The organism is Pseudomonas wuhanensis (assembly GCF_030687395.1).
GTDB classification, from domain to species: Bacteria; Pseudomonadota; Gammaproteobacteria; order Pseudomonadales; family Pseudomonadaceae; genus Aquipseudomonas; species Aquipseudomonas wuhanensis.
This window is the reverse complement of sequence record NZ_CP117430.1, coordinates 3,050,902-3,076,974: the sequence shown is the minus strand read 5'-3', so window position 1 is coordinate 3,076,974 and position 26,073 is coordinate 3,050,902. Positions and strand designations below refer to the sequence as shown.

At 57.9% G+C, this 26,073-nt stretch carries 29 protein-coding genes and 1 pseudogene; 17 read left to right on the top strand and 13 right to left on the bottom strand.

Annotated elements, in window-relative coordinates; translation table 11 throughout:
• Nucleotides 1-35 precede the first annotated feature (35 nt).
• A complete protein-coding gene (hppD, locus tag PSH88_RS14210) occupies nucleotides 36-1,112 on the bottom strand; it encodes a 4-hydroxyphenylpyruvate dioxygenase (protein ID WP_008012875.1) in 1,077 nt (358 codons plus the stop codon).
• 246 nt (nucleotides 1,113-1,358) lie between these two features.
• On the bottom strand, nucleotides 1,359-2,306 hold the full coding sequence (locus PSH88_RS14205; RefSeq protein ID WP_305426873.1) for a DMT family transporter: 948 nt from the start codon (nucleotides 2,304-2,306) through the stop codon (nucleotides 1,359-1,361).
• A gap of 78 nt (nucleotides 2,307-2,384) precedes the next feature.
• On the opposite strand from PSH88_RS14205, the gene PSH88_RS14200 reads away from it, so the two are divergent.
• From PSH88_RS14200 to PSH88_RS14190, 3 genes and pseudogenes are all read left to right on the top strand, one after another.
• Complete coding sequence (locus tag PSH88_RS14200) at nucleotides 2,385-3,257, top strand: LysR family transcriptional regulator (protein ID WP_305426872.1); 873 nt, start codon at nucleotides 2,385-2,387, stop codon at nucleotides 3,255-3,257.
• A gap of 79 nt (nucleotides 3,258-3,336) precedes the next feature.
• Nucleotides 3,337-3,698 (top strand): annotated as a pseudogene (locus PSH88_RS14195) (EAL domain-containing protein); the annotation flags it as partial.
• A 234-nt stretch (nucleotides 3,699-3,932) separates the two neighbouring features.
• Nucleotides 3,933-4,298 carry a histone-like nucleoid-structuring protein, MvaT/MvaU family gene (locus PSH88_RS14190; protein ID WP_007900052.1) on the top strand — a complete coding sequence of 122 codons (366 nt, stop codon included), beginning with the start codon at nucleotides 3,933-3,935 and terminating at the stop codon, nucleotides 4,296-4,298.
• Nucleotides 4,299-4,473: 175 nt separating this feature from the next.
• On the opposite strand, the gene PSH88_RS14185 is transcribed toward PSH88_RS14190, so the two are convergent.
• Entirely contained in the window at nucleotides 4,474-4,998 is a 525-nt protein-coding gene (locus PSH88_RS14185; protein ID WP_305483569.1) for a DUF4946 domain-containing protein, read from the bottom strand.
• A 141-nt stretch (nucleotides 4,999-5,139) separates the two neighbouring features.
• Here PSH88_RS14185 and gloA point away from each other — a divergent pair, with 141 nt between their 5' ends.
• On the top strand, nucleotides 5,140-5,661 hold the full coding sequence (gloA, locus tag PSH88_RS14180; RefSeq protein ID WP_305426871.1) for a lactoylglutathione lyase: 522 nt from the start codon (nucleotides 5,140-5,142) through the stop codon (nucleotides 5,659-5,661).
• A gap of 184 nt (nucleotides 5,662-5,845) precedes the next feature.
• On the opposite strand, the gene ahpF is transcribed toward gloA, so the two are convergent.
• The 3 genes from ahpF to PSH88_RS14165 form a co-directional block, all read right to left on the bottom strand.
• Nucleotides 5,846-7,408 (bottom strand): alkyl hydroperoxide reductase subunit F, encoded by a 1,563-nt coding sequence (gene ahpF / locus PSH88_RS14175; RefSeq protein WP_305426870.1) that lies wholly within the window; start codon nucleotides 7,406-7,408, stop codon nucleotides 5,846-5,848.
• 136 nt (nucleotides 7,409-7,544) lie between these two features.
• Nucleotides 7,545-8,108: an alkyl hydroperoxide reductase subunit C gene (gene ahpC / locus PSH88_RS14170; protein ID WP_038983195.1), complete on the bottom strand. Its 564-nt coding sequence runs from the start codon at nucleotides 8,106-8,108 to the stop codon at nucleotides 7,545-7,547.
• Between the two features lie 138 nt (nucleotides 8,109-8,246).
• Entirely contained in the window at nucleotides 8,247-9,185 is a 939-nt protein-coding gene (locus PSH88_RS14165; RefSeq protein WP_305426869.1) for a site-specific integrase, read from the bottom strand.
• A 177-nt stretch (nucleotides 9,186-9,362) separates the two neighbouring features.
• On the opposite strand from PSH88_RS14165, the gene PSH88_RS14160 reads away from it, so the two are divergent.
• On the top strand, nucleotides 9,363-10,382 hold the full coding sequence (locus PSH88_RS14160) for a DNA-binding protein (protein ID WP_305426868.1): 1,020 nt from the start codon (nucleotides 9,363-9,365) through the stop codon (nucleotides 10,380-10,382).
• Here PSH88_RS14160 and gorA read toward each other — a convergent pair.
• From gorA to galU, 3 genes are all read right to left on the bottom strand, one after another.
• Complete coding sequence (gene gorA / locus PSH88_RS14155; protein ID WP_305426867.1) at nucleotides 10,379-11,737, bottom strand: glutathione-disulfide reductase; 1,359 nt, start codon at nucleotides 11,735-11,737, stop codon at nucleotides 10,379-10,381. The genes PSH88_RS14160 and gorA overlap by 4 nt on opposite strands.
• 106 nt (nucleotides 11,738-11,843) lie before the next feature.
• Nucleotides 11,844-13,304, bottom strand: coding sequence for an MFS transporter (locus tag PSH88_RS14150; protein WP_305426866.1), 1,461 nt, complete (start codon nucleotides 13,302-13,304; stop codon nucleotides 11,844-11,846).
• A 302-nt stretch (nucleotides 13,305-13,606) separates the two neighbouring features.
• Nucleotides 13,607-14,446: a UTP--glucose-1-phosphate uridylyltransferase GalU gene (gene galU, locus PSH88_RS14145; protein WP_003182953.1), complete on the bottom strand. Its 840-nt coding sequence runs from the start codon at nucleotides 14,444-14,446 to the stop codon at nucleotides 13,607-13,609.
• Nucleotides 14,447-14,726: 280 nt separating this feature from the next.
• Between galU and PSH88_RS14140 the strand changes: the two genes are divergently transcribed.
• On the top strand, nucleotides 14,727-14,915 hold the full coding sequence (locus PSH88_RS14140; RefSeq protein ID WP_305426865.1) for a hypothetical protein: 189 nt from the start codon (nucleotides 14,727-14,729) through the stop codon (nucleotides 14,913-14,915).
• Nucleotides 14,916-15,054: 139 nt separating this feature from the next.
• Nucleotides 15,055-15,336 (top strand): hypothetical protein, encoded by a 282-nt coding sequence (locus PSH88_RS14135; RefSeq protein WP_305426864.1) that lies wholly within the window; start codon nucleotides 15,055-15,057, stop codon nucleotides 15,334-15,336.
• A 132-nt stretch (nucleotides 15,337-15,468) separates the two neighbouring features.
• Here the strand turns inward: PSH88_RS14135 and PSH88_RS14130 are convergent, their stop codons facing one another.
• The gene (locus PSH88_RS14130) at nucleotides 15,469-15,699 is read right to left on the bottom strand and encodes a hypothetical protein (RefSeq protein WP_305426863.1); all 231 of its coding nucleotides are present in this window, start codon (nucleotides 15,697-15,699) and stop codon (nucleotides 15,469-15,471) included.
• A gap of 72 nt (nucleotides 15,700-15,771) precedes the next feature.
• Entirely contained in the window at nucleotides 15,772-16,128 is a 357-nt protein-coding gene (locus tag PSH88_RS14125; protein WP_305426862.1) for a hypothetical protein, read from the bottom strand.
• Between the two features lie 212 nt (nucleotides 16,129-16,340).
• Here PSH88_RS14125 and PSH88_RS14120 point away from each other — a divergent pair, with 212 nt between their 5' ends.
• From PSH88_RS14120 to ada, 5 genes are all read left to right on the top strand, one after another.
• The gene (locus PSH88_RS14120) at nucleotides 16,341-16,643 is read left to right on the top strand and encodes a DUF1883 domain-containing protein (RefSeq protein ID WP_007900033.1); all 303 of its coding nucleotides are present in this window, start codon (nucleotides 16,341-16,343) and stop codon (nucleotides 16,641-16,643) included.
• 28 nt (nucleotides 16,644-16,671) lie between these two features.
• Nucleotides 16,672-16,842, top strand: a complete 171-nt coding sequence (locus PSH88_RS14115) for a hypothetical protein (RefSeq protein ID WP_162232616.1) — start codon at nucleotides 16,672-16,674, stop codon at nucleotides 16,840-16,842.
• Between the two features lie 127 nt (nucleotides 16,843-16,969).
• Entirely contained in the window at nucleotides 16,970-17,680 is a 711-nt protein-coding gene (locus PSH88_RS14110; protein WP_305426861.1) for a 2OG-Fe(II) oxygenase, read from the top strand.
• The gene (alkB, locus tag PSH88_RS14105) at nucleotides 17,670-18,350 is read left to right on the top strand and encodes a DNA oxidative demethylase AlkB (protein WP_305426860.1); all 681 of its coding nucleotides are present in this window, start codon (nucleotides 17,670-17,672) and stop codon (nucleotides 18,348-18,350) included. Before PSH88_RS14110 ends, alkB begins: the two co-directional genes overlap by 11 nt.
• An 87-nt stretch (nucleotides 18,351-18,437) precedes the next feature.
• Entirely contained in the window at nucleotides 18,438-19,511 is a 1,074-nt protein-coding gene (gene ada, locus PSH88_RS14100; RefSeq protein WP_305426859.1) for a bifunctional DNA-binding transcriptional regulator/O6-methylguanine-DNA methyltransferase Ada, read from the top strand.
• On the opposite strand, the gene PSH88_RS14095 is transcribed toward ada, so the two are convergent.
• Nucleotides 19,475-19,963, bottom strand: a complete 489-nt coding sequence (locus PSH88_RS14095; RefSeq protein ID WP_305426858.1) for a GyrI-like domain-containing protein — start codon at nucleotides 19,961-19,963, stop codon at nucleotides 19,475-19,477. The two genes, ada and PSH88_RS14095, sit on opposite strands and share 37 nt — an antisense overlap.
• Before the next feature lie 40 nt (nucleotides 19,964-20,003).
• Entirely contained in the window at nucleotides 20,004-20,987 is a 984-nt protein-coding gene (acuI, locus tag PSH88_RS14090) for an acrylyl-CoA reductase (NADPH) (protein WP_305426857.1), read from the bottom strand.
• A 159-nt stretch (nucleotides 20,988-21,146) separates the two neighbouring features.
• Here acuI and PSH88_RS14085 point away from each other — a divergent pair, with 159 nt between their 5' ends.
• From PSH88_RS14085 to PSH88_RS14065, 5 genes are all read left to right on the top strand, one after another.
• A complete protein-coding gene (locus PSH88_RS14085) occupies nucleotides 21,147-22,211 on the top strand; it encodes an NAD(P)H-dependent flavin oxidoreductase (protein ID WP_305426856.1) in 1,065 nt (354 codons plus the stop codon).
• A 188-nt stretch (nucleotides 22,212-22,399) separates the two neighbouring features.
• Nucleotides 22,400-23,158, top strand: a complete 759-nt coding sequence (gene modA / locus PSH88_RS14080; protein ID WP_305426855.1) for a molybdate ABC transporter substrate-binding protein — start codon at nucleotides 22,400-22,402, stop codon at nucleotides 23,156-23,158.
• Nucleotides 23,159-23,839, top strand: coding sequence for a molybdate ABC transporter permease subunit (gene modB / locus PSH88_RS14075; RefSeq protein WP_305426854.1), 681 nt, complete (start codon nucleotides 23,159-23,161; stop codon nucleotides 23,837-23,839).
• A 3-nt stretch (nucleotides 23,840-23,842) separates the two neighbouring features.
• Nucleotides 23,843-24,922, top strand: a complete 1,080-nt coding sequence (gene modC, locus PSH88_RS14070) for a molybdenum ABC transporter ATP-binding protein (protein ID WP_305426853.1) — start codon at nucleotides 23,843-23,845, stop codon at nucleotides 24,920-24,922.
• 87 nt (nucleotides 24,923-25,009) lie between these two features.
• The gene (locus PSH88_RS14065; RefSeq protein ID WP_305426852.1) at nucleotides 25,010-26,047 is read left to right on the top strand and encodes a DNA topoisomerase IB; all 1,038 of its coding nucleotides are present in this window, start codon (nucleotides 25,010-25,012) and stop codon (nucleotides 26,045-26,047) included.
• Nucleotides 26,048-26,073 lie beyond the last annotated feature (26 nt).

Below are 26,073 nucleotides of genomic sequence, written 5' to 3'. Positions count from 1 at the left end.
TGCTGCTGACCGGGCTTTCTCACGCCTGAAACAGGTTAATCGGTGGAGAGCACACCCCGACGAACCTGATCACGCTCGATGGATTCGAACAGCGCCTTGAAGTTGCCTTCACCGAAACCATCGTCGCCTTTACGCTGGATGAATTCGAAGAACACCGGGCCCATCAGGGTTTCCGAGAAGATCTGCAGCAGCAGACGCTTGTCGCCCGACTCGGACGAACCATCCAGCAAAATGCCCCGCGCTTGCAATTCGTTGACCGGCTCGCCGTGGTTCGGCAGACGGCCTTCGAGCATTTCATAGTAGGTGTCCGGCGGCGGCGTCATGAAACGCATGCCGATGCTTTTCAAGTGATCCCAGGTCTTGATCAGGTCATCGCTGAGGAATGCCACATGCTGGATGCCCTCGCCGTTGAACTGCATCAGGAATTCTTCGATCTGCCCGGCCCCCTTGGACGACTCTTCGTTCAGCGGGATACGGATCATGCCGTCCGGGGCAGTCATGGCCTTGGAGGTCAGGCCGGTGTATTCGCCTTTGATGTCGAAGTAGCGGATTTCACGGAAGTTGAACAGCTTCTCGTAGAAGTTGGCCCAGTAGGCCATGCGACCGCGATACACGTTGTGGGTCAGGTGATCGATGATCTTCAGGCCGGCCCCGACCGGGTTGCGGTCAACGCCTTCGATGAACACGAAGTCGATGTCATAGATCGAGCTGCCTTCGCCAAAACGGTCGATCAGGTACAGCGGCGCGCCGCCGATGCCTTTGATCGCTGGCAGGTGCAGTTCCATCGGGCCGGTTTCGATGTGGATCGGTTGGGCGCCGAGTTCCAGGGCACGTTTGTAAGCCTTTTGCGAATCCTTGACGCGGAACGCCATGCCGCACACCGACGGACCGTGCTCGGCCGCGAAATACGACGCCACGCTGTTGGGTTCGTTGTTGAGGATCAGGTTGATCGCGCCCTGGCGATACAGGTGCACGTCTTTGGAACGGTGGGTCGCGACCTTGCTGAAGCCCATGATCTCGAAGATCGGCTCCAGGGTGTTAGGGGTCGGCGATGCGAATTCGATGAACTCAAAGCCCATCAGGCCCATTGGGTTTTCGTATAAATCTGCCATTTTGGCGCCTCATCATTTCTTATCAATTAACGGATCGTTAGTTGCTAGCAATGCTGAGACCGGCGGGTGGCGCGCAGGAGATGCCCCGCACGCTGCGGGCGAGGAAATCACCGTAGATCAATTGAAACCCAAATATCTTCATTGTCGACCCAAGGCTCTTACGGGCGAGGCTTCTGCTGCCAGAAGACGATTATTCTTATATGCGTAACCCGATTCTACACAGCGTAAATAAGTTGTCCATCCTTCTTATAAAATCCCCCTTTTCGCAGCCTGTGCAAGCGGTTTGTTGCACAGAAAAATCCCCGCCAGGATCAGCCCACCGCCCAGGCACATCACCAGGGTCAATTGCTCACCCAGCAACAACGCGCCAAAAAGAACGGCGGTCAGCGGGTTCAAGGCGATAAACACCCCCGAACGTGTCGCACCGATTTTGCGGATACCGTCGTAATAACCAATATAAGCCAATGCCGAACCCAGCACGCCCAAGTACATCAGGCTCAACCATTGTTGCGTGCCGAGTTCGGCCAGCGCCGCGACACTCAGCTCGCCACGCACGGCACTGGTCACCCAGAGCATCAGCGTGCCCAGCAGAATTGAGTACGTCACCGTCTGCACCGGCCCCAGCGTCTGATTCAAGCCTTTGGAGAACAGCGAATAAATGCCCCAGCCGAGCACACAGCCGAAGATCAACAGATCGCCGATCCAGGCGTCAGTACCACCGGCCAACAATTGCGGATTGCGGCTGACGATCACCAGACTGGCGCCGGCAATGCAGATCGCGATACCCGCCACTTTCGCCCCGCTCAGTCGCTCCTTGAACAACAGCCACGACGCCAGGCCGATCACCGCCGGATTCAACGCTACGATCAACGACGCCCGTGATGCGTTGATGTAATGCAGCCCATAAAAGAAGCACAGGTTGTAGAAGAAGATCCCGAAAAAACCCAGCAGCGTCAGTTGCAGCCATTGCCGAGGGCTGGGTCGCACTAAAGGCACGCGCGCCAACAACAGAAATAGCAGCAACGCCACGCTCGCCAGCAAGAACCGCAGGCTCGCGGCCAATAACGGACTGAGGCTGTCGGCCAGGAACCGCCCGGCGACAAACGTCCCGCCCCAGATCATGGTGACCGCTGCCAGTTTTAGATAAACCGGTACATCCGAGGAATTCGCCAGGGTCTGTTCACACGTAGTCATAAGTCTCCACCATCAGAAATCGGGCACATGACGTATCATTCGACTAATCCCCGATCATCGTAAAATGAGTAAATACTCATGACCCTGACTCAACTCGAGATTTTCTCGCTGGTGGCCGAACTGCGCGGCTTCACGGCGGCGGCCAATCGTTTGGAGATTTCCCAATCCGCGGTCTCTCACGCGCTTAAATCGCTGGAACAGGAATTGGGCGTAGAACTGCTGCGTCGGCATCAGTCCCAGGTCGAGCTGAGTGACATCGGCCAACAGCTATTGCTGCGCGCTCGGGCGATGCTCGGGCTGGCCAACACGTTGCGCCAGGAAGCGGCCGATGCTCGTGGAATGAAACGTGGCACCCTGCGCATCGGCTCGTTCGGCCCGACCTCATCGATCAAATTGCTGCCGAGGATCCTGCAGCATTACCGCGCAGCACACCCGGGTATCGAGGTTCATATCGACGAAGGGCCGGATCGCCAGGTGATCCAGTGGCTGGAAGAACGGCGTATCGATATCGGCTTCGTGGTGTTGCCCCAGGAACGTTTCGACACTTTTATGCTGATCGAAGACCAAATGGTCGCGCTGCTGCCTGCCAATCATGTGTTGGCCGGCCGCGACAGCTTGAGCCTGAGCGATTTATGCCACGACCCTTTTGTGCTGACCGAAGCAGGCTCTTCGGAACTGGTGTCGCGCTTGTTCAATGCGGCGCGGTTGACGCCGAACATTCGCTATCGCTGCTCGCAGTTGCTCAGCACGCTGGACACCGTCGGCCGTGGCGATGCCCTGACCGTTGTTGCCGAAGGCTCATTGCCTGACGACAACGACTACCGCTACGTGAAAAAACCGCTGTCGCCACCGGTCAGCCGCCAGGTCGGTCTGGCGGTGCTTGATCAGCGTCAGTCATCACCTGCGACACTGGCCTTTATCAAACTGGCTTCGAGCCTGAATGGTCATTGAACAGCGTAAGTGCTGTCAGCCAACTATCATGGCTGAACTCTTTAAGGAGGCACATCGTCCTGCCAGCCTTTGAGAGCGGCCGTTTCACATTGGCATCAACATCACCGCCAGTCACTGCCGGGATCTGGAGCTGGTCGAGGACTGTCGTGAGTTCCTCAGCGTTTTCGCCCCGGGTAGCATCAACCTGGTACTGGAGCTGAACTTCCTGAAAATCGACCAGAGCTTTGTCGCCATGATCGGTGTCGACGCCTCTCCCGGCACATTCTGGACAGCATCATCGAGCTCTCGGCCAAACTCGACCTGGGTATCGTCGCCGAAGGTGTGGAAACTACGGAACAAAGTGACTATCTGACGGCCCACGGCGTGAACTTCCTGTAAGGTTATCTGTTTGGCCGGCCGATGCCCGGTGCCGATTTCATTAGAGCATTAAGTGATCATTAACTAACCACTTTAAGCACCGAGATCATGATCGATACGCACCAGATTGAATCAAAAGACTACTCTCGTTACATGAAGAAAAAGTCAGGATTTACTCTTGGCCAATTAACTACTACAATTTTTCATACCTGTGCAGAACTCGCAGGTGAGCCATTATCACCGAGTCGCTTCAAGGCTCTTGGCTTATAGCTTTGTTTGCGGTTGGTATCAGCCAAACACACTATTGGAGTAAAGATATTGTCCAGACTCGCTGAATTCCGTGCAGCTGAAAAGGCCCTTCAAGAACAGCTCAAGCAGTTGGAATCGCTGAAGAACGATGCCGGGCTCAAGAAAGAAATCGAATTCGAAGAAAAGCTCCAGGGGCTGATGAAAACCTACGGCAAGAGCTTGCGCGACATCATCGCCATCCTCGATCCGAACCCGGCGAAATCCGGCCTGCAGCAGGCAACAGCGCCTAAAACCCGCCGCGCTCGCGTGGTCAAGGTCTATCAGAACCCGCACACCGGTGAACTGATTGAAACCAAGGGTGGCAACCACCGCGGCCTGAAAGCCTGGAAGGAACAATACGGTGCTGCCACCGTTGATTCCTGGCTGCGTGGCTAAGCACTCGCGATCATAAAAAAAGCCCTGCCTATGCAGGGCTTTTTCATGGATGGTGTCTAAATGCAACGATAGTCGCCGATCAACTCGTTATATACCGACCCACTTTATGCTTAATCCCTTTGGCTATCTAAAAAATGCCGAACACGCTGAAATCTACTGATACGCAAACCTTAAACTAAAGTTTCAAGCTGTTTCGAGCCGCCGCTATGTCGTCCTGACTTGCCTTATAAACCTCGGCCTGTCCCGCATAGGAAAGAACATAGGCGTTATCGGCGTCTACCGCAGCGACCAATGTTTGAGACAGCACATGTCGACCGTTCTGCGTAATCGTGCAGGTAGTTTCCAGCGCCGATAATCGGCTCAAGGTAGTCGGGTGAATTTTAGTGCAAACGCTCTGATACCCACCCTCGAAAAAATCCTTTTGCACCGACTTGCGCATTTCCAGCAGCACGCCTTCCAGATTCACCTGGTGACCACTTTCCACTTGAGTCATGGTCAACTCCATCACCATCACCGGTGTACCTTCCTGATCGTTTTTTACCGCGCGTTGCCGGGAAACCTGCGGTTTGACTTCGTCTTGCGGAATGACCTCGACGGTCCATCCACTTGGCCAGGTCACTACCGGAGCCTCTGCATGAGCGGGGGTAACACCTGAAAGCAGACACATCAGGACGAACATCAATTGACAGAATCGGGTCATTGCAATGAACACTCACAAATTGAGCCGTAAAGTCTGAGCCTCACCCGGCTGTCAGGCAAGCCTGCGGTTTTGGTTTGGCGATGCCGGAGCCCTTGCGTATCATTGAGAACATACTTAGCCCCACTTATTTCCGGAGGGCCCATGAGCCTGCACGAACTCAATACATTTCCAGGTGTGACCGCCCAACCCGACACCGCCACCCAGAAGTTCGTTTTCAACCACACCATGTTGCGGGTCAAGGACATCACCCAGTCGCTGGATTTCTACACCCGCGTCCTGGGGTTCTCGCTGGTGGAAAAACGCGATTTTCCGGAAGCCGAGTTCAGCTTGTATTTCCTGGCGCTGGTCGATAAAAACCAGATCCCGGCCGATGCCGCGGCTCGCACCGAGTGGATGAAATCGATCCCCGGCATTCTCGAACTGACTCACAACCACGGTACCGAGAACGACACCGAATTCGCCTACCACAATGGCAACACCGACCCACGCGGCTTCGGCCATATCTGCATTTCGGTGCCAGATATTCGCGCGGCGTGCGAACGCTTCGAAGCGCTGGGCTGCGATTTCCAGAAACGCCTGAACGACGGTCGCATGAAGAGCCTGGCCTTCATCAAGGATCCGGATGGTTACTGGGTCGAAATTATTCAGCCTGCACCGATGTAAAAAAATCGCAGCCTTGATCGTTCCCACGCTCTGCGTGGTAACGCCTCCTGTGACGCTCTGCGTCACGCTTTTGGGACGCGGAGCGTCCCGGGCTGCATTCCCACGCAGAGCGAGGGAACGATCAGTGCAAGACACAAAAAACCCCATGATCACTCACGGGGTTTTGTGTTTTCAGCGTCAGCGTTTATGCCGGTGCCGAGGTACGGATCAAATGATCGAATGCGCTCAGGGAAGCCTTGGCGCCCTCGCCTACCGCAATCACGATCTGCTTGTACGGCACGGTGGTCACGTCACCGGCCGCGAACACGCCAGGCATCGACGTTTCACCGCGGGCATCGACGATGATCTCGCCGCGCGGCGACAGCTCGATGGTGCCTTTGAGCCAATCGGTGTTAGGCAACAGACCGATCTGCACGAAGATCCCTTCCAGCTCGACCGTGCGCAATTCGTCCGACTGGCGATCCTTGTAGCGCAGGCCGTTGACCTTTTGGCCATCGCCGGTCACTTCAGTGGTTTGCGCACTGGTGATCACCGTAACGTTCGGCAGGCTGTGCAACTTGCGCTGCAACACCGCATCGGCGCGCAGTTGTACGTCGAACTCCAACAGGGTCACGTGAGACACGATACCGGCCAGGTCGATAGCCGCTTCGACGCCGGAGTTACCGCCGCCGATCACCGCCACACGCTTGCCTTTGAACAGAGGACCGTCACAGTGCGGGCAGTACGCCACGCCTTTGTTGCGGTATTGCTGCTCACCGGGAACGTTCATTTCACGCCACCGGGCACCGGTCGCCAAAATTACGGTCCTGGCTTTCAAGGAGGCGCCGCTGGCGAAATGGATTTCGTGCAGTTCGCCATTTTTACCCGGTACCAGTTTGTCGGCGCGTTGCAGGTTCATGATGTCCACGTCGTACTGCTTGACGTGTTCTTCAAGCGCCACGGCCAGTTTCGGCCCTTCGGTTTCCTGCACCGAGATGAAGTTCTCGATGGCCATGGTGTCGAGCACCTGACCACCAAAACGTTCCGCCGCCACACCGGTGCGAATGCCTTTACGAGCAGCGTAGATCGCCGCCGAAGCACCGGCCGGGCCACCGCCGACGACCAGCACGTCAAAGGCTTCTTTGGCGCTGATTTTCTCGGCCTGACGCTCGATGCCACTGGTGTCGATCTTGGCGAGCATTTCTTCCAGACCCATGCGGCCCTGGCCGAAGTTAACGCCGTTCAGGTAAATGCTTGGGACGGCCATGATCTGGCGCTCGTCGACTTCAGCCTGAAACAGCGCGCCGTCTATGGCGACGTGGCGAATGTTCGGGTTCAGCACAGCCATCAGGTTCAAGGCCTGGACCACGTCCGGGCAGTTCTGGCACGACAGCGAGAAGTAAGTCTCGAAGTTGAACTCGCCTTTGAGCGAGCGGATCTGTTCGATCACTTCGATACTGGCCTTCGAAGGGTGGCCACCGACTTGCAGCAGGGCCAGCACCAGCGAAGTGAATTCGTGGCCCATCGGGATGCCGGCAAAACGCAGGCTGATATCGGCGCCTGGGCGGTTGATCGAGAACGATGGTTTACGCGCATCGTTACCGTTGTCGAGCAACGTAATCTGGGTGGAAAGACTGGCAACGTCTTTGAGTAATGCGAGCATTTCCTGGGATTTCGCACCGTCGTCGAGGGAGGCAACGATCTCGATCGGCTGGGTGACCCGTTCCAGGTACGATTTCAACTGGGCTTTAAGATTGGCGTCCAACATACGGGCGATTTCCATGTATTTGATAAAAAGAAGTCGAAAAAAAACGCCCGAGCGAATCTCGCCCGGGCGTTTTTTGAGGGCGGTGCAGCTTACTTAGGAGGTGCGGAGTGCCGCCCTGATGAAGCGCGTCACAGACTTAGATCTTGCCGACCAGGTCCAGGGACGGAGCCAGAGTGGCCTCGCCTTCTTTCCACTTGGCTGGGCAAACCTGGCCTGGGTGAGCAGCAACGTACTGAGCAGCCTTGATTTTGCGCAGCAGCTCGGAAGCGTCACGACCTACACCGCCGTCGTTGAGTTCAACGATTTTGATCTGGCCTTCCGGGTTGATCACGAAGGTGCCACGGTCAGCCAGACCCGCTTCTTCGATCAGCACATCGAAGTTGCGGGAGATAGCGTGAGTCGGGTCGCCGATCATGGTGTACTGGATTTTGCCGATGGCTGGCGAAGTGTTGTGCCAGGCAGCGTGGGCAAAGTGGGTATCGGTGGAAACGCTGTAGATTTCGACGCCCAGCTTCTGGAACTCGGCGTAGTTGTCAGCCAGGTCTTCCAGTTCGGTCGGGCAAACGAAGGTGAAGTCAGCTGGGTAGAAGAACACGACAGACCACTTGCCTTTCAGGTCAGCGTCCGACACTTTTACGAAGTCGCCATTTTTGAAGGCGTCAGCTTTGAACGGTTTAACTTGGCTGTTGATGATAGGCATCGATGACTCTCCGTCAGGGGTTAAGAAGTTGATGGGGTGAATCCTACCCAGTCGATCGCCGGCTGGCTCATTGGCAAACCTGATGCTGCTGATTGGTTTTCGCTATTAACCGACAGTATTAATAGAAGAAAACGTGATCTACGGCGCCAACGGCTTTTCAGCGATTCGGGTCATACCGAGAAACGGGCTGGCTTCAACATAGCGCATGGCGGACTTCATATCCTTCCAGCCCACGTAATTCATCAACGACTTCAAATCCCAACCGCTCTGATGAGCCCAGGTCGCAAAGCCACGCCGCAAGGAGTGACTGGTGTAGTGCTCGGCCGGAATGCCGGCGCGCTCCAAGGCCTGGCGCAACAACGGGATCACACTATTGGCGTGCAAGCCCTCCTCGCTCAAATGGCCCCAGCGATCGATACCCCGGAACACCGGCCCGCGGACCAACGCCGCTTCAGTGATCCATTCGATATAGGCCTGCACCGGACACAGGCGCTGCAAGGCTGGCGTCTGGTACGTCTGGCCGAGGTTTTCGCGATCGCTCTTGCTGCGAGGCAAGTAGAGGGTGATGCCTGAGCCGGCGCTGGCCCGCACATGTTCAATCTGTACCCGGCACAACTCATCGCTGCGGAAACCACGCCAGAAGCCCAGCAGGATCAACGCCGTGTCGCGCCTGGCCCGCAGCAATCCCGGCTGATCGCCCTGCGCCTTGGCGGTTTGCGCCTCCTGCTCCAGCCAGGCCACCACTTGCTCCAGATGCTGAAGCTGCAACGGCTCGGCCTGTTTCTCCTGCGCCGGGTGCAGCGCGCGAATGCCCTTGAACACTTTGCGCACTACGGGCGCCTTGGTGGGATCAGCGAACCCCTGACTGTTGTGCCACTGCGCCAACGCGGACAAACGCAACTTCAAGGTGTTAATCGACAGTACGCCTGCGTGGGCCACGAGATAGCGCGCCACGCTATCGCCGGTCGCCGGCAGGAACCCGCCCCAACTGACTTCGAAATGCTCGATGGCCGCGCGATAGCTGCGACGGGTGTTGTCGCGTGTGGCGGCTTGCAGGTAGCGATCCAGCTCGGTCATGGGCTCGGTTCTCGAAAACGTACCGCTGTGGCGGGTGAAACCCGGATTACAGCGCATCACACGGGGTAATACCAGTATATCCCGTATGATAAATCACATGATTCTAACTTTATCCGTATCATGGTACATTGCGTATATTAGTGGTACGTACCACAGTATCAAATCGTAGGAGAACACATGGCACGTGGCGGCGTAAACAAGGCACTGGTGCAGGCGGCACGCTCAGCAATCCTCGCCCGGGGCGAACACCCGAGTATCGACGCGGTGCGGATCGAGATGGGCAATACCGGCTCAAAAACCACAATCCATCGCTATCTGAAGGAACTCGATGACGGCGCCGAACCTGCGCAAGCACCTTGCGAACCGATCGATGATGAGCTTTCAGCCCTAGTGGCGCGGCTGGCGCAACGCCTGAAAGAACAGGCGCAAGAGCCTATCGACCAGGCACGCGCACAGTTCGAGCAACAACGAAAAGAGCTGGAAACCCAACTGCACGAGGCCCGCGAGGCCAATACCGAATTGCACCAGCAATACGAAATTCAAAGCCTGGCGCTGACCCAGGAATCTGCAGAGTTGCATGACACTCGCTCCATGCTGCAAACAGAGCAAACCCGCAACGCCGGACTGAATCAGGCGTTGGCAGATTTCGAATTACGCTTGCAGGACAAGGACGAGCAGATCCGCTCGCTGGAAGAAAAGCACCTGCACGCTCGCGAGGCACTGGAACACTACCGCAACGCCGTCAAAGACCAACGCGAGCAGGAGCAGCGCCGCCACGAAGGCCAGGTGCAGCAGATTCAGATGGAGTTGCGTCAGGCGCAGCAAAGCGCACTGGTTCGCCAAGATGAAATCACCCAACTGCATCGCGACAACGAGCGTTTACTGACGGAAAACCGCGGAACGCTGCGGGAACTGAGCCTGTCGCAAGAGCAACTCAAGCACACCAACAGCCGACAGGATCAACTGCTGGAACAGGTCAACCGCATCGACAGCGAGCGCACCCTCCTCCAGGAACGCTTGCGCATTGCCATGCTGGAAAGCCAGTCACTCAAGCAGAACATCGACGAACAGTCGCACATCAACAAAGCGTTGGAAGTTGAACTGATCAAGTTGCAGGCAAGCCTGGATGAAAGCGCGCGCCTGGGCGCTGTCGTTGCGACAGCGCCAGCCCCATCAGCCTCGCGTAAGGACGATTAACCCGCGACCGGTGTACGCATGGTGACGAACTCTTCGGCGGCCGTAGGATGCACGCCGATGGTTTCGTCGAAATCACGCTTGGTCGCGCCCGCCTTCAGCGCAATCGCCAACCCCTGAACAATCTCACCGGCATCCGGGCCGACCATGTGGCAGCCCAAGACCTTGTCGGTCTTGGCGTCCACCACCAGCTTCATCAAGGTGCGTTCCTGGCACTCGGTCAGGGTCAGCTTCATCGGCCGGAAACGGCTTTCGAAGATCACCACATCGTGCCCGGCCTCTCGCGCCTCTTCTTCGGTCAGGCCGACAGTGCCAATGTTCGGCAAACTGAACACGGCGGTCGGGATCATCTTGTAATCCACCGGGCGATACTGCTCGGGCTTGAACAAACGCCGCGCCACGGCCATGCCTTCGGCCAGCGCGACCGGCGTGAGCTGTACCCGACCGATCACGTCGCCAAGGGCCAGGATCGATGGCTCTGCGGTTTGATACTGCTCATCGACCTCGACAAAGCCTTTCTTGTCGAGTTTGACGCCGGTGTTTTCCAGCCCCAGATTGTCGAGCATCGGACGCCGACCGGTGGCGTAGAACACGCAGTCCGCCTCCAGCTCGCGCCCATCCTTGAGGGTTGCTTTCAGGCTGCCATCGGCTTGCTTGTCGATACGCTCGATGTCGGCATTGAATTGCAGGTTCATGCCGCGCTTGGTCAGCTCTTCCTGCAGATGTTTGCGCACCGCACCGTCGAAACCACGCAGGAACAGATCACCGCGATACAGCAACGTGGTCTCGGCCCCGAGCCCGTGGAAAATCCCGGCAAACTCCACCGCAATGTAACCACCACCGACCACCAGAACACGCTTGGGCAGCTCTTTAAGGAAGAACGCCTGGTTGGAACTGATCGCGTGCTCCTGCCCCGGAATCTCCGGGATCTGCGGCCAGCCACCGGTAGCGATCAGGATGTTTTTGGCGGTGTAGCGTTTGCCATCGAACTCGACGGTATGCGGATCGACGATTTTCGCGTGACCTTCATGCAAGGTCACGCCGCTGTTGACCAGCAGGTTGCGATAGATGCCGTTCAGGCGATTGATCTCGCGATCCTTGTTGGCGATCAGCGTCGCCCAGTCGAACTTCGCCTCACCCGGAGTCCAGCCGAAACCTTGCGACTGCTCGAAGTCTTCGGCGAAGTGCGCGCCGTAGACCAGCAATTTTTTCGGCACGCAGCCGACGTTCACACACGTACCACCCAGATAGCGGCTCTCGGCCACCGCGACTTTCGCGCCAAAACCGGCCGCAAACCGCGCAGCCCGAACACCGCCGGAACCGGCACCAATCACATATAGGTCAAAATCGTAGGCCATTTCTGTCTCCTCGGCAGGCCACCAGCATACCTGCGGGCGGCCGTTGAGCAAGCATTGCGCTGAAATCCTCGGGCCGTGCGATGCGCGGCCCAACCTTCGCTTTCGATCAATGCCCCTCTGCAGATTGCGCTTTCGGTGTCCGCAGAGTGCGCCAAGCAATCAAAATCGCCATGAGTGCCAGGCCGAACGTCACCCACGAAACCAAACCGATCCCACCTTCGAATGCCCTTCCCGCCTGCGTCATCAATTCCCTTGCCTGGTCACCCGACAAGTCTGCCGCCACATGATGGGCGCCAGACAGCGTCTCACTCGCCAGCATCATCTGCACTTCGCTCAGAAACCCCGGAAGCTGCAATGCACCGCGATAGTAGGCGGTGACGACACCGCCGAACACAGTCGTCCCCAAAACCACACCCACCTCATAGGCCGTTTCGCTAATGGCTGACGCAGCGCCCGCCTTTGCCGGTGGTGCGGCTGACAAAATCACATCATTGGACACCGTTGCGATCGCACCCACGCCAATGTTCAGCAAGGCAAAAGCCACCACTAGAACGATCAGGCTACTGCCCATGCTGGCGACCAGCAAAAACGCCGCTCCAGCAAACGCCATCAAAATCGGTATCAGCACATGCACCGGTAATCGCTGTGCGACAGGCACGACCGCCATCCCCACTACGATCGCCATGATCTGACCAGGGACCAACGCGAGGCTAGCACTCAAGGGCGACATCTGAAGAACGATCTGCAGGAACTGAGTGGTAAAGAATACGAAGCCGACGAGAAACGCGAGACTCATCAAATTGATCGCGACAGAGCCGCTAAAGGTGCCACTGCGGAACAGACTCAGGTCCATCAGCGGCACTGGCAGACGTAACTGTCGACGCACGAACATCCAGCCCGCAACTGCGCCTACTGTAAATGTTGTAAGCGCCATCCAGTCGATACCATTACTGGCGCTGTGTTTAATGCCATAGACAATGGCACCAAGGGCTGCCATCGATTGCAGGATGCTTATCGGATCCAAGGGTCCTGAAGCATCTCGCTCGGATTCGGGCAACAACAATGGCCCCAATACCAGCAGGGGCACCAACACGGGCACCGCCAACAGAAAAATCGACCCCCAACTGAAGAATTCCAGCAACACCCCGCCCACCAAAGGACCGAGTGCCGAGCCGACCGTCAACGTCGTTGCCCAGATCGCGACTGCTAGCCTGCGTTCTTCTCGATCCTCGAACACCGAACGTATCAACGCCAACGTTGAGGGCATTAGCATCGCCCCGAAAACGCCCATACAAGCTCGCCCGGCAATCAGTTGCGTGGCGGTATCGGAATACGCGGTTAGCACCGACACAATGGCAAAACCCAAAGACCCGACCAACAACAACTTACGATGACCGATTCGATCTCCCAGACTACCCATCGACACCAGCAATCCCGCCAATACCAGCGAATAAGCATCGATCATCCACAACTGCTGGCTAGCGCTCGGACGCAGGGCCTCCGCAATTTTTGGTAGCGCGAATCCAAGCACTGTATTGTCAACTGTCACCAGCAATACAGGCAGCATCAGCACGCTTAGGCCTAACCAACGTTTTGATCTTGCTCCGCTATGAATCGCCTCATTTATTAACGTCAATAGCCAAACTCCCTGTCACCGCCAAAAAATTCACGGGGCATTCAGCAATGCTGCCGCGGACCAAACCTTGGGCACTCCCTTGCCGGGGTCCAGTCGATTTCATTAATGACAACGCCTAATCAATTGGGCAACAGGAAATATATTTCTTGGCGGAAACAAATTGCCTTTGAATAGACAAAAAAAACCCCGAACGAGTCGGGGTTTTTGTTTGTGTCAAGCAGCTCAGACCGCTATCAGTAAGCCTTACCAGTCTTATAGAAGTTCTCGAAGCAGAAGTTGGTCGCGTCGATGTAGCCTTCGGCGCCACCGCAGTCGAAACGCTTGCCTTTGAACTTGTAGGCCATGACGCAGCCGTTTTGTGCCTGCTTCATCAGGGCGTCGGTGATCTGGATTTCGCCGCCCTTGCCTGGCTCGGTTTGTTCGATCAGGTCGAAGATGTCCGGAGTCAGGATGTAACGGCCGATGATCGCCAGGTTCGACGGTGCGTCTTCAGGCTTTGGCTTCTCGACCATGCTGTGAACGCGGTAGATGTCGTCGCGGATCATCTCACCGGCAATCACGCCGTACTTGTTGGTTTCTTGTGGATCGACTTCCTGAATGGCCACGATCGAGCAGCGGAACTGCTTGTACAGCTTGACCATCTGGGTCAGTACGCCATCGCCTTCGAGGTTGACGCACAAGTCATCCGCCAGTACCACGGCGAAAGGTTCGTCGCCGATCAGCGGACGGCCCGTCAGAATCGCGTGGCCCAAGCCTTTCATTTCGGTCTGACGAGTGTAGGAGAACGAGCACTCGTCGAGCAGTTTACGGATACCGACCAGGTATTTTTCCTTGTCGGTGCCCTTGATCTGGTTTTCCAGCTCGTAGCTGATATCGAAGTGGTCTTCCAGAGCACGCTTGCCGCGACCGGTGACGATGGAGATTTCGGTCAACCCGGCGTCCAGTGCTTCTTCGACGCCGTACTGGATCAGTGGCTTGTTTACCACCGGCAGCATTTCTTTGGGCATGGCTTTAGTCGCTGGCAGGAAGCGAGTACCGTAACCGGCTGCTGGGAACAAGCATTTCTTGATCATATAAGTCCTTGAAAGGGCTGTGTGTTCGAGTTTCGGCGCAGTCTAATCAGGCGGCAGGCACCTTACAATGCCCAGCGCTGGCTAACCGATGCCATCATAGAGAAATATTCTGATGGATAGTTCCGCAGATACATTGCACAACCCCTTATAGATAGCAGAGATCGGCAGATCTGCGCGGCCATCATCCGAAAGACAATCCGCCCCACCCTACACCATCGGCACCTGTTGAGGGCATTTGGCGCTATCATTGCGCGATTGAACCAGCCAACGAGGCAGATAGATGTCGGCAGCAAAAAGCGTTAACGGGTACCTGATCAATCAGGCAAAAGACGGCCAGTGGTGGGTAGACAGCGCCGGCGGCGAGAATATTGCCGGGCCGTTCCCGACAGAAGCGCTGGCGATTGAAGTGGCATCTGTGTTGCAAGATCAACCCGCAGCCCCCAAGCGGCGTGGCAAGGACAAGCCTTGAGCTGAACCTGAAATGACACAGCCCTGCCTTTGTGCAGGGCTTTTTTGTGATTATCTGCAACGAAGTGGCCATTCGCTACAACCTTTCGATGCGGCCGCGGTCACAGCATTTAGCCACCATCACAGACGACCCTCACGACATGAATAAATTATTGCCACTGATTGCAGTCCTGGCCTTGAGCGGCTGCGCCACGTCCGAAACGACTTACCTGAAAAATGGCGAGCAAGGCCTGAGCATCGACTGCTCCGGGGAAGCCAACGCTTGGGCCACCTGCTACGAAAAAGCCGATGCCTCTTGTGCCGGCACCGGTTATCGGATTGTCGGTACCGACGGCACACCTTCGCCCCAGGAAAGCGACAAGACCCTGGGCGTCGACGTCGGCAACTACAAAAACCGCAGCGTGGTGGTGGTCTGCAAGTAGTGCTTCCAACCTGGGCCACACAAATCCTGTGGGAGCGTGGCTTGCCCGCGATGAACGATGACGCGAAATACCTGAAAAAACGCGGTGCATTCTTCGCGGGCAAGCCACGCTCCCACAGGCTCTGCGTTTGCCCTACATATGAATTTCGGCGAATTTGATCCCGAGCCCGCGCACGGTCTCGATTAAATCGTCGAGGCGACTGAAGGACTCGACTTCATCGTTGTCATCCACCAGAAAAAAACTGCGCCCGGCGCTTTTCTTGAAAAACACGATCCACTCCCCCGAATTCGCCGGGTTCTGAATCACGTGGGTGGCAGAGATATGACCCTCTGCATGGCGCTCCCGCACCTGCTCTCGCTTCATGCTCAACTCCAGAAATGACAATGCCGTCAAAGCGCGACTTTGACGGCATCGATGCTGACTGGGGGTAGTTTATCAGCCTGATATGCACGCGGTGGCGGCATTGCGCACATCCCATGGGCGCAAAGGCACATTGGAGATGCGTTCATGCAGCTTGATGCTGCTGCCGCCGGAACGGTCTTCGATGTCAAACACCGCTGCCGGCCCCGACGAGAACTTCTGCGGCACGATAACCCGCACGCCCTCCTTCTGCGGCTCGACTTGCAGGGCTCCACGGCTATCGGCCAGCTTTTGGACCAGGCACTGCGCGTACTCATGGGGCTTCTTGCCTGAAATCACACTCATGGTGGGCAGTGTCTCATTGATGTCCGAGACACTCGCACATCCACCCACTGCCAACGCCAACGGCACGACCAGAACACCCCACTTCATACATAACCTCCGATAAAGACCCTCCGACAGCACAAATACTGTTTTTCTCCGAGGCTCATTGCTTTTATCGCTCATAGAATTCCGAATAACTGTTTTTAATTGTCAAAGCGGACCTCGACAGCCGGATAATAACCTGTTCGGGCTGATAAACTGCGCCAATCGCCCATGCTATCGTTTTGATTTTGTAGAAAAAGCCCTTCTGGAGGCGCCCCATGAAATTTATCCACCAGCGCGAGCACCTCAACGAAGACGACATCGTCGTCATCCAGTGCTCCCAAATGTGCAACATCCGCTTGATGAACGACGCCAACTTCCGCAGCTTCAAGAATGGCGGCCGTCATACCTACCACGGCGGCGCATTCGACACTTTCCCGGCCCGGATCACCGCGCCGAGCACCGGTTTCTGGAACATCACCATCGACACGGTCAATCGCCGGCCGATCAGCGTGACCCGCAAACCGACCCTGACACACTCGATCAAGATCATCCGCCGCTCCAGCTCGAAACTGAGCTGAGCCCACACCAAAACAGGCAGGTATGACCGTGGCCCAGACGACCAAGTACGTCATCAAATACAAACTCAACGGCGAGCGCCGCTTCGAATTCGCCCAGCTTGAAAACGGCACCGAAGAAGAAGCCAAGGCTGCTCTGGACGTTATTCATGGCCAGACTGAGGATGTCATCAGCGAGATCAGCGTGAGTAAAGCGCTGTAATTCGACCTGGAGCGACAACATGGACGTCTGCTCCCCTGTCGAATTCGACCGCAAGCGCCGGAGTGCTTGCTCCCGCAACGCTCACTAAACTGGCCGCCTCGACCTTTTGGTCAAGGAGTCAGAACCCTTGTTTACCGACCCGATTCAAAACGATGCCCTCGACTGGACCGTACTGGAGCAGCAACTCGATCAGGATGGCTGCGCGCTAATCCGGTCGTTTTTAAGCCCTGAGACCTGCGATGAAATAAGCGCCCTGTACGACCGGCCCGAACCCTTTCGCTCGAAAGTGGTGATGGCTCGCCACGGTTTTGGCCGTGGTGAGTACAAGTACTTCAAGTACCCGCTGCCGGATCCGGTGGCCCGGTTGCGTAGCGCGCTCTACCCTCGACTGGTTCCAATCGCCAATCGCTGGTACGAATGCATGGACCTGCCGACCCGTTTCCCCGAATCGCACGAAGCATTTTTGCAACGCTGTCATGCCGCCGGTCAGGAGCGCCCCACGCCTTTGTTGCTGCAATATGGCCCGCAGGACTACAACTGTTTGCATCAGGATCTGTACGGCGAACACGTTTTCCCGCTGCAAGTGGCGATTCTTCTGTCAGCACCGGGGGAAGATTTCACCGGCGGTGAATTTGTGCTGACCGAACAACGCCCACGGATGCAGTCGCGCCCGCAAGTCATCGGTCTGAAGAAAGGCGATGCGTTGATTTTTGCCGTGAATCAGCGCCCGGTAAAAGGCGTTCGCGGCTATTACCGAGTGACCCTGCGTCACGGGGTGAGTCGCCTGCACAGTGGAAAACGGCATACCCTTGGAATCATCTTTCACGATGCGCTATGACCCCATGAGCCCGATTACCCTCGATTTGTTTGCCGATGTCGAACCCGAGCAGCAACCCCGGCGCGAGCAAATCGGCGAACAATCCTGCGTGCTTAGAGGCTTCGCCCTGCCCTGGCTTGACCGGTTACTGCCGGCATTGGAGGCGGTTCTGGCAGCGGCGCCCTTTCGGCAAATGGTCACACCCGGCGGCTTTACCATGTCGGTGGCCTTGAGCAGTTGCGGCACCTGGGGCTGGACCACCGACCGCAGCGGCTACAAGTACACTCGCAACGATCCGCAGACCGGCCTGCCCTGGCCTGAAATGCCCGAGGTGTTTTTCGAGCTGGCGCAGGCGGCGGCGCGAGAGGCAGGGTTTACGGATTTCGTACCCGATTCCTGCCTGATCAACCGCTATATTCCCGGTGCCAGGATGTCATTGCATCAGGACAAGAATGAAGGTTCCTACGCAGCCCCTATCGTGTCGGTGTCCTTGGGATTGCCCGCGACGTTCCTGTTCGGTGGCTTCGAACGCAGCGCCAAAAGCCAACGCGTGCCGCTGTTGCACGGCGACATCGTGGTCTGGGGCGGCGTCGATCGTTTGCGTTATCACGGCGTATTGCCGATCAAGGAGGGTTATCACCCTCAGTTGGGCGAACAGCGGATCAACTTCACCTTTCGTACCGCGGAATGAAACCGTTGAATTCGACCGCAAGACCCGGAGTGTGGTGTCTATGGCGGCTGGTTAATCTGCATGAAACGGGTCAACGGACATGAAGCCATGACAACTCATTCGAAAAATATCGCCACCGAAAACGATCCTCGCTGGGCCGCCGTGGTCGCGCGCGATCCCCGCGCCGACGGGCAGTTTGTGTATGCGGTGAAAACCACCGGTATCTACTGCCGCCCCAGCAGCCTGGCGCGTTTGCCGAAGCCGCAGAATGTCGAGTTCTTCGACACCGCCGAACAAGCTCAGGCGGCGGGTTATCGCCCCAGCAAACGAGCGGCGAAAGATCAAAGCGACATCGCCGCACAACACGCCACGACCGTAGCCGCCGCATGCCGTCACATCGAATCCGCCGAGACCTTGCCCGCGCTGAATGAACTGGCGGACGCTGCCGGTCTGAGCAGTTTCCACTTCCATCGCGTGTTCAAGGCCATTACCGGTCTGACGCCCAAGGGCTACGCCACCGCCCATCGTTCACGCAAAGTTCGCGAACGCCTGGCGGATGGAGGCACGGTCACCGATGCGCTGTATGACGCAGGATTCAACTCCAACAGCCGTTTCTATGAAGCAGCGGATCAACTGCTGGGCATGAAGCCCGGCGATTACCGGGCGGCCGGGCAGAACAACGACATTCGTTTTGCCGTCGGCCAGTGTTCTCTGGGAGCGATTCTGGTGGCGCAAAGTGAGCGCGGCGTCTGCGCGATTCTGTTGGGGGACGACCCGCATCAATTGGTCTGTGATCTGCAGGACAAGTTTAGGCGCGCCAATCTGATTGGCGCCGATCATGAGTTCGAGCAGTTGATTGCCAAAGTGGTGGGTTTTATCGAAGCCCCGGCCCTCGGCCTGGACCTGCCGCTGGACGTACGCGGCACGGCGTTTCAGGAGCGGGTGTGGCAAGCCCTACGGGAGATTCCCGCCGGCAGCACCGCCAGTTATGCCGATATCGCTCAGCGCATCGGCGCACCGAAAGCCGTGCGCGCCGTGGCCCAGGCCTGTGGCGCGAACAGCCTGGCGGTGGCGATCCCTTGCCATCGAGTGGTGCGCAGCGATGGCAACCTGTCGGGCTATCGCTGGGGCGTGGAGCGCAAGCGTCAGTTGCTTGAACGCGAGAGCGCGGCTGAATCCTGAATGCCGATATAGACCGCCACGGTCTCCGGGCCGGTGTAGACCTCGAAATCCGTGGCGAACTTGCGGCGAACCTGCGGGTTATCCTCGAAGTAAGCCCAGATCAGGCCCCACGTCTGAATGACGCTGTCGGGCATCGGCCCTTTGGCGCTGAACACCAGGTAATCACCACCTTCAATTTGAATCTGCGCAAAGTCCTCCGAGGGCGCGGTGACCGCTGCACCCGCGGTCACATCGAAGTGGCCAGAAGCGTCGGACTCGTAGTTGGAATAGACGCCGTACATAAAGGAATCCGGCTGTTTGTCGGCGATCTTGTCGAAAACGTCCTCAACGAAAAATTGTTCCCACATAGGGCCGATACGCGCGGTATCGGGCTGCTGTTCTGCGGCATTGAGGGTTCGCACCTGCAAACCCGAGACGCTAAAGGGCAGCACTTCACGCAGCTTTACATCCATTACTGATACTTCCTTCTCTATCTGATGTGTGCCGAGACGATCAACGATTGACGTCGACCACTACCCGGCCGCGCAACTGGCCGGCGAGCAAACGCCGCGCCGCATCGATGGTTTCACTCAAGCCGATTTCGTGACTGATCAGCGGCAGCAAGGCGAAGTCCAGATCCTTGGCCAGGCGATTCCAGGCCACTATCCGCTTGGCTTTGGGCTGGGTCACGCTGTTGATGCCGGCCAGGGTCACACCGCGCAAAATGAACGGCGCGACGGAGGCCGGAAAGTCCATGCCTTGGGCCAGACCGCAGGCGGCGACGGTGCCGTTGGCCCGAGTGCTTGCGCAAGCGTTGGCCAGCGTGTGGCTGCCGACCGAATCGATCACCGCCGCCCAACGTTCCTTGGTCAGCGGTTTGCCCGGCTCCGACAACGTGGCACGGTCGATGATTTCGCTGGCGCCCAGTTGCTTGAGGTATTCGTGCTCGGCGGTGCGACCGGTGGATGCCACCACGCGGTACCCGAGTTTGCTCAGCAGTGTGATGGCGAAACTGCCTACGCCACCGTTGGCGCCCGTCACCAGCACTTCGCCTTGGTCGGGGTTCACGCCGTTGTGCTCCAGCGCCAGGATGCTCAGCATCGCCGTGTAACCGGCCGTGCCAATGGCCATCGCTTGCGCGGCGGTGAATGCTTTGGGCAACGGGATCAGCCAGTCGCCATTCAGGCGAGCTTTCTGCGCCAATCCGCCCCAATGTCCTTCGCCCGCGCCCCAGCCATTGAGCAGGACTTGATCACCGGCCTTGTAGTCCGGATGACCGCTGACTTCGACAGTGCCCGCCAGATCGATCCCCGGCACCATCGGGAATTTGCGCACCACCGGGCTGCTGCCGGTGATCGCCAGGCCATCCTTGAAGTTCAGCGTGCTGTACGCCACACGCACGGTCACATCGCCTTCAGGCAATTGATCGTCATTGATCTCTTGCAGGGTGGCCCGGTAACTGCTGTCGTCCTTGTCGATCAAAATGCCTTTGAACATCACTGCCTCCCGATGGAATCGCTCAGTTGTCGTGCTGTTGAATAACACATGAAAACACATCGCCGTAGCCGACTTTAAGTCAATCCTCAAACTCGACTGGCCTTGCGTCAGTCATTACTGATACAAATTCGCCTCTACCGATGTCGGAGAACACTGCACATGAGTCAATGGCCAGACACCCGCATTCTTGACCTGCTCGGGATCGAACTGCCGATCATTCAGGCCCCTCTGGCTGGCGCGACGACGTCGGCCATGGTGATTGCGGCAAGCAACGCTGGCGGCCTGGGCTCGATGCCCGCCGCGATGCTGAGCATCGAGCAGTTGCGCGAGGAGCTGAAAACGATTCGCCAACACACCCAGCGCCCGTTCAACGTCAATTTTTTCTGCCATCAACCTCCACCGCCCGATGAGCAACGTGCCCGGGACTGGAAGAACCTGCTGGAACCGTACTATCGGGAATTGGGTGTCGATTTCGACGCACCGACGCCGGTGTCCAATCGTGCACCGTTCGATAATGCGGCCTGCGAAGTGCTCGAAGAGTTTCGTCCTGAAGTGGTGAGTTTTCACTTCGGCCTGCCGGAAAAGTCCCTGTTGGATCGGGTAAAAGCCACCGGAGCGAAAATCCTTTCCTCGGCGACTACGGTCGAAGAAGCCGTCTGGCTGGAACAGCATGGTTGCGACGCGATCATCGCCATGGGTTACGAAGCTGGCGGCCACCGGGGGATGTTCCTCAGTGATGACCTGAGTAGCCAGGTGGGGACCTTTGCCCTGGTGCCACAGATCGTCGATGCGGTGAACGTGCCCGTGATTGCAGCGGGCGGGATTGGAGATGCGCGGGGCGTCGCGGCGGCTTTTCTGCTGGGCGCTTCGGCGGTCCAGGTGGGTACGGCTTATTTGTTCACGCCCGAGGCCAAGGTCAGCGCGTCTCACCAGAAGGCGTTGCGCACGGCCAAGGAAAGCGAGACGGCGGTCACCAACATTTTCACCGGGCGCCCGGCACGCGGGATTCTTAATCGGGTGATGCGTGAACTGGGGCCGATGTGTGACAAAGCGCCGGCCTTTCCCTTGGCGGGCGGTGCGTTGATGCCGTTGCGGGCCAAAGGGGAAGCGGATTTCAGCAACCTTTGGGCGGGGCAGGCGTTTACGCTGGGCGTTGAAATGAGTTCGGCAGAGTTGACCCGGCGGTTGGCGGATGAGGCGTTGGCCAAACTGACTCATCGCTAAACAGCGACCAACAAAAACCTGTGGCTAGGGGGCTCCCTCGCCACAGGAAGCCCCTCTAGCCACAAGTAGCCCTCCTTACCACAAATCCGGTGCCAGCCTGCTCTCTGCATTCGGCAAGTTCCGTTTACAGGCAATCCGCTATATATTCCGCTATATAGCGTTTAACTCGCCTACCACGGAGCCGTTTCATGACCATTCGTGCCTCACGTTTTGCCCCCGCGTGCCTGTTCACCGTGTTCGCTTTCGGATCCGCCCAGGCGGATGAAGTCCAGGTCGCCGTTGCCGCCAACTTCACTGCGCCGATTCAGGCCATCGCGGCCGATTTCGAGAAAGACACCGGGCACAAATTGGTCACGTCCTTTGGTGCAACCGGCCAGTTCTACACCCAGATCAAGAACGGCGCGCCGTTCGAAGTGCTCCTCTCGGCAGACGACACCACCCCGCAAAAACTCGAGGCAGAAGGCGACACGGTCAAAGGCTCACGCTTCACCTATGCCGTCGGCACTCTGGCGCTGTGGTCGGCCAAGGCCAGTTACGTCGACACCAAGGGCAAGGTGCTGAGCGACAATCAGTATCAGCATCTGTCCATCGCCAACCCGAAAGCTGCCCCGTATGGCCTGGCCGCCACTCAAGTACTGGCCAAGCAAGGCCTGACCGACAAGGTCAAAGACAAGATCGTCGAAGGCCAGAACATCACCCAGGCCTACCAATTCGTCTCCACCGGCAATGCCGAACTCGGTTTTGTGGCCTTGTCGCAGATCTACAAAGACGGCAAAGTCACCAACGGTTCGGCCTGGATCGTTCCGACCGACCTGCATGACCCGATCAAACAAGACGCGGTGATCCTCAATAAGGGCAAGGACAACCCGGCCGCCAAGGCACTGGTTGACTACCTAAAAGGTCCGAAAGCCGCCGCTGTCATCAAATCCTACGGTTACCAACTCTAAATGACGCTATCGAGTGCCGATTATTCCGCCATCTGGCTGACCCTCAAACTGGCGTCCCTGACGACCGTGATCCTATTGGTCATCGGCACTCCGATTGCGTTATGGCTGTCGCGCACCCGCTCCTGGCTGCGCGGCCCGGTCGGGGCGATCGTCGCCCTGCCCCTGGTGCTACCGCCCACAGTGATCGGCTTTTATTTGTTGCTGGCGCTCGGCCCGAACGGCTGGATCGGTCAGTTCACCCAATCGCTGGGCCTTGGCACCCTGACCTTCAGTTTTGCGGGGCTGGTGATCGGCTCGGTGCTGTACTCGATGCCGTTCGTGGTCCAGCCACTGCAAAATGCTTTTTCTGCCATCGGCACTCGCCCACTGGAAGTGGCTGCCACCTTGCGCGCCAATCCCTGGGACACGTTCTTCAGCGTGATTGTGCCGCTGGCCCGCCCCGGTTTCATCACCGCGGCCATTCTCGGTTTTGCCCACACCGTCGGCGAGTTTGGTGTGGTGCTGATGATCGGCGGCAACATTCCCGACAAGACCCGCGTGGTTTCGGTGCAGATCTACGATCACGTCGAAGCCATGGAATACGCCCAGGCTCATTGGCTGGCCGGGGCGATGTTGGTGTTTTCTTTTGCAGTATTGCTGGCGCTCTACTCCAGCCGTAAAACCAAAGCGGTCTGGAGCTGATCGATGATTCATACGCGCTTGAAACTGAATTATTCGGGATTCTCCCTGGATGTGGACCTGCAACTGCCCGGCCGCGGAGTGACGGCGCTGTACGGCCATTCCGGCTCGGGCAAAACCACCTGCCTGCGCTGCATCGCCGGTCTGGAACAGGCCGAGCAGGGTTTTATTCAGGTCAACGATGAAGTCTGGCAGGACAGTGACAAAGGGATTTTCGTCCCGCCACATAAACGCGCCTTGGGTTACGTCTTCCAGGAAGCCAGCCTTTTTCCACATCTGTCGGTGCGGGCCAATCTTGAGTTCGGCCTCCGGCGCATCCCTCGCCAACAGCGCCGGGTCGACATGACCCATGCCACCGAGTTGCTGGGGATTGGTCATTTGCTGGGCCGTGATCCGCAGAACCTTTCTGGCGGCGAACGCCAGCGGATCGGCATCGCTCGCGCCCTGCTTACCAGCCCGAAACTCTTGTTGATGGACGAACCGCTGGCGGCGCTCGATACCCAGCGTAAAAACGAAATACTGCCTTACCTGCAACGGCTGCACGATGAACTGGACATCCCCGTACTGTACGTCAGCCATTCCCAGGATGAAGTCGCGCGGCTCGCCGACCACCTTGTCCTGCTCAGCAACGGCAAGGCTTTGGCCAGCGCCCCCATCGGCGAAACCCTGGCCCGGCTCGATCTGCCGCTGGCGCTGGGCGACGACGCTGGCGTGGTGATCGAAGGGCACGTCAGCGCCTATGACGCCGACTACCAGTTGTTGACCTTGCAACTGCCCAACACGGAGCTAAGCATTCGGGTCGCCCATTCGCCGATGGCTGAAGGCCAGGCACTGCGCTGCAAGGTCCAGGCGCGGGATGTCAGCCTGAGCCTGCAAGGTGTCGAGCACAGCAGCATTCTCAATCGTCTGCCGGTCACGGTGATCAGTGAAATCGGCGCCGATAACGCCGCTCACGTACTGATCCGCCTGAACGCGGCCGGTACACCGCTGTTGGCGCGGATTACCCGCTATTCGCGGGATCAATTGGGCGTGCACCCCGGACAGCAACTCTGGGCGCAAATCAAAGCGGTGGCGGTGCTGGCATAAAATCTGTCGGCACTCTTTAGGCACCCCGGCAACAGTGCGCGGTCAATGGCTTAACGCCCCATGATTCGTCGCCCAGGATTGCCCGTCATGCCAGATACCGCGTTGCCTGATGTTCTGCCGTCCGACCTGCATTACGTCGATGACAGCCAGCCCGGCATCAGCCGCAAGATCCTGCGTGGCAAGTTTTGCTACTTCGACCCGGCGGGTCAGCGCATTACCGATCCGGATGAAGTCAAACGCATCAATGCACTTGCGGTGCCGCCCGCCTACACCGATGTGTGGATTTGCCCCGACCCGCGCGGTCATCTGCAAGCCACCGGCCGCGACGCTCGCGGCCGCAAGCAATACCGTTATCACCCGCGCTGGCGGGAAGTGCGCGATGCCGACAAATACTCGCGCTTGCGGGACTTCGGCCTGGCCCTGCCGAAACTGCGTAAACAGCTGGAAGCGCTGCTGGCCGCGCCCGGCTTCAGCCGCGACAAAGTCATGGCCACGGTGATTACGTTGCTCGATGCGACGCTGATCCGGGTCGGCAATACGCAATACGCCCGGGACAATCGCTCCTATGGCCTGACGACCCTGCGCAACCGTCATGTCGAGGTCAACGGCAGCGCGATCCTGTTCCAGTTTCGTGGCAAGAGCGGCATCGAGCACCAGATCACCGTAAAAGACAGGCGGCTGGCGCGGATCATCAAGCGTTGCCTGGAAATCCCCGGGCAAAACCTCTTTCAGTATCTGGACGAAAACGGCGAGCGGCACACCATCAGTTCCTCCGACGTCAACGCCTACTTGCAGACGCTGACCGGTGCCGATTTCACCGCCAAGGACTACCGCACCTGGGCCGGCAGTGCGCTGGCGTTGGCGGTGCTGCGCAAGTTGCAGTGGGAATCGGAAGCCGACGCGAAGCGGCATGTGGTGGAAATGGTCAAGAGCGTCGCCCGGCAACTGGGCAATACCCCGGCGGTTTGCCGCAAGTGCTACATCCACCCGGCGGTGGTCGATGGTTTTATGCAGGGCGCATTATCCGAACTGCCGCGATCGAGGGGGCGTAAAAGGCTCAGGGCCGAAGAAGTCGCGCTGGCAGTGCTTCTGGATAAACTTATCGAGACGGCGGAAACACCGTAAGACCTCTTCGAGGCGAACTAAACCGA

What these genes read in the sequence shown, in the direction of transcription:
- PSH88_RS14150 (WP_305426866.1), bottom strand. Translation starts at nt 13,304, where the DNA reads ATGCTGCCTGTATTGCTGGTGACAGTTGACAATACAGTGCTTGGATTC.
- PSH88_RS14185 (WP_305483569.1), bottom strand. Translation starts at nt 4,998, where the DNA reads ATGACCCGATTCTGTCAATTGATGTTCGTCCTGATGTGTCTGCTTTCA.
- PSH88_RS14065 (WP_305426852.1), top strand. Translation starts at nt 25,010, where the DNA reads ATGCCAGATACCGCGTTGCCTGATGTTCTGCCGTCCGACCTGCATTAC.
- PSH88_RS14160 (WP_305426868.1), top strand. Translation starts at nt 9,363, where the DNA reads ATGGCACGTGGCGGCGTAAACAAGGCACTGGTGCAGGCGGCACGCTCA.
- modA (WP_305426855.1), top strand. Translation starts at nt 22,400, where the DNA reads ATGACCATTCGTGCCTCACGTTTTGCCCCCGCGTGCCTGTTCACCGTG.
- PSH88_RS14200 (WP_305426872.1), top strand. Translation starts at nt 2,385, where the DNA reads ATGACCCTGACTCAACTCGAGATTTTCTCGCTGGTGGCCGAACTGCGC.
- modC (WP_305426853.1), top strand. Translation starts at nt 23,843, where the DNA reads ATGATTCATACGCGCTTGAAACTGAATTATTCGGGATTCTCCCTGGAT.
- galU (WP_003182953.1), bottom strand. Translation starts at nt 14,446, where the DNA reads ATGATCAAGAAATGCTTGTTCCCAGCAGCCGGTTACGGTACTCGCTTC.
- gorA (WP_305426867.1), bottom strand. Translation starts at nt 11,737, where the DNA reads ATGGCCTACGATTTTGACCTATATGTGATTGGTGCCGGTTCCGGCGGT.
- PSH88_RS14205 (WP_305426873.1), bottom strand. Translation starts at nt 2,306, where the DNA reads ATGACTACGTGTGAACAGACCCTGGCGAATTCCTCGGATGTACCGGTT.
- modB (WP_305426854.1), top strand. Translation starts at nt 23,159, where the DNA reads ATGACGCTATCGAGTGCCGATTATTCCGCCATCTGGCTGACCCTCAAA.
- PSH88_RS14130 (WP_305426863.1), bottom strand. Translation starts at nt 15,699, where the DNA reads ATGAAGCGAGAGCAGGTGCGGGAGCGCCATGCAGAGGGTCATATCTCT.
- hppD (WP_008012875.1), bottom strand. Translation starts at nt 1,112, where the DNA reads ATGGCAGATTTATACGAAAACCCAATGGGCCTGATGGGCTTTGAGTTC.
- acuI (WP_305426857.1), bottom strand. Translation starts at nt 20,987, where the DNA reads ATGTTCAAAGGCATTTTGATCGACAAGGACGACAGCAGTTACCGGGCC.
- alkB (WP_305426860.1), top strand. Translation starts at nt 17,670, where the DNA reads ATGCGCTATGACCCCATGAGCCCGATTACCCTCGATTTGTTTGCCGAT.
- PSH88_RS14140 (WP_305426865.1), top strand. Translation starts at nt 14,727, where the DNA reads ATGTCGGCAGCAAAAAGCGTTAACGGGTACCTGATCAATCAGGCAAAA.
- PSH88_RS14095 (WP_305426858.1), bottom strand. Translation starts at nt 19,963, where the DNA reads ATGGATGTAAAGCTGCGTGAAGTGCTGCCCTTTAGCGTCTCGGGTTTG.
- ahpF (WP_305426870.1), bottom strand. Translation starts at nt 7,408, where the DNA reads ATGTTGGACGCCAATCTTAAAGCCCAGTTGAAATCGTACCTGGAACGG.
- ahpC (WP_038983195.1), bottom strand. Translation starts at nt 8,108, where the DNA reads ATGCCTATCATCAACAGCCAAGTTAAACCGTTCAAAGCTGACGCCTTC.
- PSH88_RS14125 (WP_305426862.1), bottom strand. Translation starts at nt 16,128, where the DNA reads ATGAAGTGGGGTGTTCTGGTCGTGCCGTTGGCGTTGGCAGTGGGTGGA.
- gloA (WP_305426871.1), top strand. Translation starts at nt 5,140, where the DNA reads ATGAGCCTGCACGAACTCAATACATTTCCAGGTGTGACCGCCCAACCC.
- PSH88_RS14085 (WP_305426856.1), top strand. Translation starts at nt 21,147, where the DNA reads ATGAGTCAATGGCCAGACACCCGCATTCTTGACCTGCTCGGGATCGAA.
- PSH88_RS14120 (WP_007900033.1), top strand. Translation starts at nt 16,341, where the DNA reads ATGAAATTTATCCACCAGCGCGAGCACCTCAACGAAGACGACATCGTC.
- PSH88_RS14135 (WP_305426864.1), top strand. Translation starts at nt 15,055, where the DNA reads ATGAATAAATTATTGCCACTGATTGCAGTCCTGGCCTTGAGCGGCTGC.
- PSH88_RS14165 (WP_305426869.1), bottom strand. Translation starts at nt 9,185, where the DNA reads ATGACCGAGCTGGATCGCTACCTGCAAGCCGCCACACGCGACAACACC.
- ada (WP_305426859.1), top strand. Translation starts at nt 18,438, where the DNA reads ATGACAACTCATTCGAAAAATATCGCCACCGAAAACGATCCTCGCTGG.